This is a genomic window from Pseudomonadota bacterium, assembly GCA_039033415.1.
Taxonomy (GTDB): Bacteria; Pseudomonadota; Gammaproteobacteria; order Xanthomonadales; family SZUA-38; genus JANQOZ01.
Genome location: JBCCCR010000032.1, coordinates 78,366 through 84,386, shown reverse-complemented (window position 1 = coordinate 84,386; position 6,021 = coordinate 78,366). Strand labels below are relative to the sequence as shown.

The window sequence follows — 6,021 nt, the reverse complement described above, 5'->3', positions numbered from 1 at the left end:
TCAGATCTGAATTTATGAACCAATTTCCGATCGAAAAGGTGGGTGGATCAGAGCACACGGAGTGGTGGGTGCCGGCGGAGCGATTGGAAGAGCTGAATCAAAACATCGTTGGAAAAATTGAGGTTATTCATGAGTTCGGCAGCTGACAAAAGGCTGCGGCTGCTCGGCCGCGCCCGCGGCTGAGCCTAGTCGTTAGATTTTCTGCTGAGTGAACTCGCCGCCGGATCTATCCTCCTACCTGCGTATACCAGTGTTGTTCTGGCCATCGTCATGTATTGCCGCAACAGCAGGATACTTTTTGGGATTTCTTGGAACTCCTTTCCGGTTGGCTTTTTTGCTGTATATCGTCAGCTTTTTCTGGTTGATTGCTGCACTATTGCCGACAACACGTCTGCTGGTAACGGGCCTCCAGAAACGACTCAAACGTGACTCTCATGCAAAGTACTATTTGATAGCGTCTTTAATCGGTCTAGTTTGCTATTTCATAGTCTTTGTGGCGATGTTGAACGGTTATGCCGTTTCAGTCTGACCGCCGATATCGGGCAAATAAGCCGAAATGGCCCTAGTGGGAGCAATAACTGCTGCCGGTATGGATTGTCCGCAATCGCTGTTCCGCAGCTAGCTGACTGACCAAGAGGGTCCCTCTCGGGGGGACTACAAGCGGGTTTCCGTCTCCGGTGTTGCCGCCTCGTCGCCGGTGTCGTCGGGATTCAATCGCTGAAGCCCGATGGCACTTAGCAGCTCCAGCCACGGAAACAGCGGACCGGGATCGCGCTTTCGATGCACCTGTCGCTGCGGTTGGTCGCTGGCACTGACCAGCCGTCGGTCGAGATCTTCATGGCCCGCAATCTGTTTGAGTGTGGGAACCTCATCCTCGAGCCAGCGAATCAGAGCCGCCAGCGCATCAACCTGCGGGCGCGGGTAGGGCTCATTCATCTTTTGCTGCTGGCTATGTAGCCAGTTCGGGTAGCGTCCGAGGTTGACCAGCTCCACGCCAATCGAATGTCGGTTGAGCCCGACCACGTGGTGAGCGACCCGATCAAGGGGAACGTACTGGGTCACGGCCCCGTCCCGATCGATATAAAAGTGGCCGGCGTTGCCCGTGCCGGATTTCGGATAGTGAATTCGTTCGGCAAACTGGCGAGCCGTCGCCAGATCGGGTAGCTCGGTGCAGTGCACCACGAGCAGCGTGATCTCAGCAGTTTCCCGGGCCTCCAGGCCGTCGATGTAGGGCAACCAGCGTTTGCGGATACGGTCCATCAGATGATCATACCGCGGCCCGGCGATGCTGGCCGGCCGTGGTAATATTTGCGCTCCTCGATTGTTCCTCTGTACCTCATGGCCGCCGTTACCGACGTCACCCAGGACACCGTCAGCGATACTGTCTGGCACGTTGCCGCGTTCTATCAGTTCCGGGCCGTTCCCGATCCCGAGAGCCTGGTGGAAAACCTGAAGGGGGTCACTGCCCGGTTGTCGCAGCAGGCCGCCGGTGTGGACGCCAGCACGCCAACGCTGGTCGGGACCATCCTGGTTGCCGGGGAGGGGGTCAATGGGACCATCGCCGGCAATCCTGATGCCCTGAGGGAAGTGTTCAGCACTCTGAGCAAGGCCGGCTTTGACGACCTGATTCGGCGCAATACCCGCGCAGACACCGCGCCGTTTCACCGAATGAAGGTGCGGCTGAAGAACGAGATTGTCTCCATGGGCCAACCAGGGCTGGACCTCGATCAGCGCGGGGAGTACGTCGAACCTGAACAGTGGGACGCGCTGATCGCTGACCCCACGGTGACGGTGATTGATACGCGCAACGACTACGAGACGTGTCTAGGCACCTTCGCCGGCGCGCAGGCCCCTGAGACCGGCTCCTTTCGCGATTTTCCCGCCTGGGTTGATGCGAATCTCGATTCGGGCAAGCAGTCCCGCGTCGCCATGTTCTGCACCGGCGGGATTCGCTGCGAAAAAGCCACGGCCTATCTCAAGGCGCAGGGTTTCGATGAGGTGTTTCACCTGCGGGGTGGCATTCTCAACTATCTCGAGCAAACGCCCCGCGACAGCAGCAGCTGGCAAGGCGAGTGTTTTGTCTTTGACGATCGGGTGACGGTGGACCACAACCTGGCGGCCGGGGGGCACACCCAGTGCTTCAATTGCCGTATGCCGTTGACGCCTGAGCAGCTGCAAGATCCCCGCTATGAGGAACATGTTTCCTGTCCCTATTGCTACGACCGGGTGGACGCCAGGCGGCGAGAAAGTCTGCTGGAACGAGCCCGCCAGATGTCGCTGGCCGAGCAGCGCGGCGAGCGTCATCTGGGGGCAGCGATGGGCGAAAATGCCGACACCAGCCAGGCGGCAAGCTGCTCGCCGGAGAACGACGCTTGAGCGACTCTTTGCTGGTGATGTCCCACGGCCTGGACAGCTCACCGCTGGCGCGCAAGATTCAGTGGCTGAAGCCGCTGGCCGAAGCCGCCGGCTGGCAGGTGCTGGCGCCGGACTATGGCGACGATGACCCGGCGGCTCGAATCGATCAGCTGGTGGCGGCGGTGCAGGAGGCTAAACCAAAGCGCTGTGTCTTGAGCGGCTCGAGTATGGGTGGGGTCGTGTCGGTGTTGGCATCGCAGCGCCTGTCGATCAGCGGTCTGTTTCTCATGGTGCCAGCGGTTCACTGGCCCGGCTACGAGACGCTGGACTATTCGGTCGAGGTACCGGTCATCGAGGTAGTACATGCCTGGCATGACGATGTGGTCCCGCTTGAACGGGTTCAGCGTTGGGCCGAGGCGCATCAGGCTCCGCTCCATATCCTCAACGACGGCCACCGGCTGGAAAACAGCCGCGCCAACCTGGAGCTGTTGTTTGGCCACTTCCTCGAGCGGCTGAAACAGTCATGACGCTGCCGGTGCTGGCCATTGCGGTTTTCGACGGTGTTGAGCTCCTTGATTTTGCGGGGCCGCTGGAGGTCTTCAGCGCCGCCACGGAGCTGGCAGGCGAGGCTCCCTGGCGGGTCCTCACCGTTTCACTGGGCGATCGGGAGGTGCGCTCGGCCCACGGACTGACGTTCCGGGCTGACTTGACCGCTGACGAGGCACCGGTGCTGCACGGCCTGCTGATCCCCGGTGGTGTCGGCGTTCGCCAGGTGATGAAAACCCCTGCGCAGATGAACTGGTTGATCGAGCGCGGTGAGCAGGCTGACATTTTGATGTCCGTTTGTACGGGCGCCTTTGCGCTTGGTGCCGCCGGTTTCCTGCAGGGTATTCGGGCCACAACCCACCAGCAGTACCTGGACGAGCTGAGGCAGCTGGCGCCTGCCTGCGACGTGGTAACCGGAGCGCGGCTGGTTCGATCGGGGCGAGTGCTGACCTCCGCCGGGGTCAGTGCGGGTTTGGATCTGGCCCTCGCCGTGGTGCGCGACCAGCTGGGTGATGAGCTGGCGGCCCGCGTGAGTGCTTACGTGGAATATCCTCCGACCGATGCGGTAGATCCCTCGGTTCAACCCGCGCCACCATCATGACCAGCGATTCCCGGGGAGCATCGCTGCAGCCGGTGCTCGCGGCCCTCACGGTGCTATCGATCGTTGCCGTGGGTTTTCTGCTGCTTGCCTATCCAACCCAGGTCGCGGACGCAATTGCGAACATGACCCAGCGCGTTGTCAGCCGCGCCGGTACCGGAGTGCTCTGGCTGTGCAGCGCCGCGCTATTGCTGTCTCTGGTCCTGATGGTGGGCCCCTGGGGTCGCCGTCGTCTTCCCGCCAACGGCTCCGGGCCCGAGTTCAGCTTGCCGGCATGGCTCTCCATGCTGTTTGCGGCGGGCATGGGCTCCGGTCTGGTGTTCTGGGGCCTGGCGGAGCCGCTCAGCCACTTCCAGTCGCCGCCGGTGCCTGGCGATAGTAATGGCAGTGCTGACGCCGGTCGTGCGCTGGCGCTCACCTACCTGCACTGGGGTTTTCACGCGTGGGCGGTTTACGCCGTTGCCGGGCTGGCTTTTGCCTGGCTGGCCGCCGCCGGCCCAGACGAGAACGATAAAACCAGCGCGGGCCTCAACCTGCTGCAGGGGTTGACGGGGTCATCGCGGGAGGGCGCGGCGGCGCAAATGGCTGGCGGAAGCTTTGACCTGATCGCGCTGGTGGCGGTGCTTTTCGGCGTAGCCGGCTCGTTGGCGAATGGGGTCGACCTGATGCAGGTGGGGCTGTCAGCGCAGGGCGTCCTCGCCCTGCCGGGATGGCTGCTGCTGGCGGTGCTCGGCATCGTGTCGCTGCTCTCCGCAGCCAGCGGGCTGCGCCGAGGCATTCGGCTGTTGAGCATGCTCAATATGGGGCTGGCGGTGGTGCTGCTTTGCTGGCTGTGGGTGGTCATCGACTGGTCGAGCGCGGGTTCCCTGTGGCTGGGGAGTATCGTGACCTACCTGCTCGAGCTGCCCGCATGGTCGATCAGGCTGATCTCGGCTGACGGTGACACGAGCTGGGCTGAGGGCTGGACGGTTGTGTATCTGCTTTGGTGGATCGCCTGGACCCCCTTTGTCGGGCTGTTTTTGGCCGGTATCAGCCGTGGCCGAACGGTGGCCGGCTATCTGGTTGGCGTGACGATGGTGCCGGTGCTGGTGTCTTTTGTCTGGTTCGGCGCTTTCGGGGCCGGGGGGCTGGTCGCCGAGCTTGCTGATCCCGGTGAGCTGACCGCGGGACTGGCCACACACTACACCGCCCCTCTGTTCCTTTGGTACGAGAAGCTGCCGGGCGGTGGCCTGCTGGCCTGGGGAAGCCTGCTGCTGCTGCTGATTTTTCTGGTCACCAGCGCCGACTCAGCCGCGTGGGTGATGAACCGATTAGGCAGCCAGCTCCTGCCGGGGCTGCGAGGGGTCTGGGGCGTACTCATGCTGTTGGTTGCCGCGGCGTTGGTGGTTCGTGGAGACGTGGACATCAACAAACAGGTGGCAATCGCCGGCGCGATCCCGTTTGCGCTGGTGCTGGCGCTGCAGATGGTTGCCCTCGTCCGGACGCTCATGTTTGGGCGGTCGAGCGCCCGCGACTGAGCCTCAATTGAGGCTTCGTGTATGATCTACGTCAGTTTTCGTGCATATGTGCACCTTACTTCCTGCCGCGGTTTGGTAGGCTGAAGAAAACCAAGTACAGTTGGAGTTGTGAGGCTGTTGTTCTAAATGTCATCGCGCGCCTATCCAATCATGCTCGGCGCCTCCCGCCGACCACGATGCCATAAGAGTTCGTGCACGAACCCCACCGTAGCGCCCGCAGGCATACTTCTCGGCCAGCCCCCTGGGGCTGCAGACCGCCAGCCAAAACCCTTGGATCGAGTAAACGGGGATACAGGGATATGACCTCTCAAAACACACCTATTGCTGCTGACCGTCGGTTCGGCGTTCCTTTGACCCATCTGCTGATGCTGGTGCTGGGCTTGCTCCTGCTGCCCCTCGCTGAGGCCCGGCCGCCGATCTTTGCCACGCCCGATCAGGCAGACCTGATCCGCGCTGCGCGATCTTTGCAGGACGGCTTCGAGCGCGACGCGATGCAGAAATTTAAGAAGGCGGCACGCTACGGCAACAAGCAGGCTCAGAAGAACGTGGCCCTCATGTACATCAAAGGTCTGGGGGTCGAGCAGGACTGGGCGCGAGCCTACGCCTGGCTGAAGCTTGCCTCGACCCATGGTGATGGGCGGATCGTGAGCGCCCGCGACGAGGTGCTGGGTGCCCTGCGGGAAGACGAGCAGGCGCTGGCCAACAGCTACTATGAAGAGCTCAACGAAGAGTTTGGGGACCTCCAGGCGCTGGAACGGCGAGAGCTTTGGGTTCGCCGGCAGAAGCGGGAGGTTACCGGATCGAGGTTGGGCAAGGTCGGCGCGCTCCGGGTACAGGTGACCGATGCCACCGGCTATAACTGGGAGCTCTCCGGCCCCGAGTATTTTGGGGTGCTCGAAGATTATCTGGTGACTTTCCGCCAGAACATGGGCGAAGTGGAGCTGAAAGACTTCAAGGTGCTGGAAGAGGACGTCGCGGCTGACACCAACTGATTGATCGGTCGTC

Annotated in this window: 6 protein-coding genes; 5 read left to right on the top strand and 1 reads right to left on the bottom strand. The window is 62.0% G+C overall.

Going from position 1 to position 6,021, the window contains the following annotated elements; genetic code table 11:
* Positions 1–654: 654 nt before the first annotated feature.
* Entirely contained in the window at positions 655–1,260 is a 606-nt protein-coding gene (locus AAF358_22170; GenBank protein MEM7708276.1) for an N-acetylmuramoyl-L-alanine amidase, read from the bottom strand.
* A 78-nt stretch (positions 1,261–1,338) separates the two neighbouring features.
* Between AAF358_22170 and AAF358_22165 the strand changes: the two genes are divergently transcribed.
* The 5 genes from AAF358_22165 (at position 1,339) to AAF358_22145 (ending at position 6,008) form a co-directional block, all read left to right on the top strand.
* Positions 1,339–2,376: a rhodanese-related sulfurtransferase gene (locus AAF358_22165; protein MEM7708275.1), complete on the top strand. Its 1,038-nt coding sequence runs from the start codon at positions 1,339–1,341 to the stop codon at positions 2,374–2,376.
* The gene (locus tag AAF358_22160) at positions 2,373–2,882 is read left to right on the top strand and encodes a YqiA/YcfP family alpha/beta fold hydrolase (GenBank protein ID MEM7708274.1); all 510 of its coding nucleotides are present in this window, start codon (positions 2,373–2,375) and stop codon (positions 2,880–2,882) included. Before AAF358_22165 ends, AAF358_22160 begins: the two co-directional genes overlap by 4 nt.
* Positions 2,879–3,502, top strand: coding sequence for a DJ-1/PfpI family protein (locus AAF358_22155; protein ID MEM7708273.1), 624 nt, complete (start codon positions 2,879–2,881; stop codon positions 3,500–3,502). Before AAF358_22160 ends, AAF358_22155 begins: the two co-directional genes overlap by 4 nt.
* The gene (locus AAF358_22150) at positions 3,499–5,016 is read left to right on the top strand and encodes a BCCT family transporter (GenBank protein MEM7708272.1); all 1,518 of its coding nucleotides are present in this window, start codon (positions 3,499–3,501) and stop codon (positions 5,014–5,016) included. Before AAF358_22155 ends, AAF358_22150 begins: the two co-directional genes overlap by 4 nt.
* Positions 5,017–5,315: 299 nt before the next feature.
* Positions 5,316–6,008, top strand: a complete 693-nt coding sequence (locus AAF358_22145) for a hypothetical protein (GenBank protein MEM7708271.1) — start codon at positions 5,316–5,318, stop codon at positions 6,006–6,008.
* Positions 6,009–6,021 lie beyond the last annotated feature (13 nt).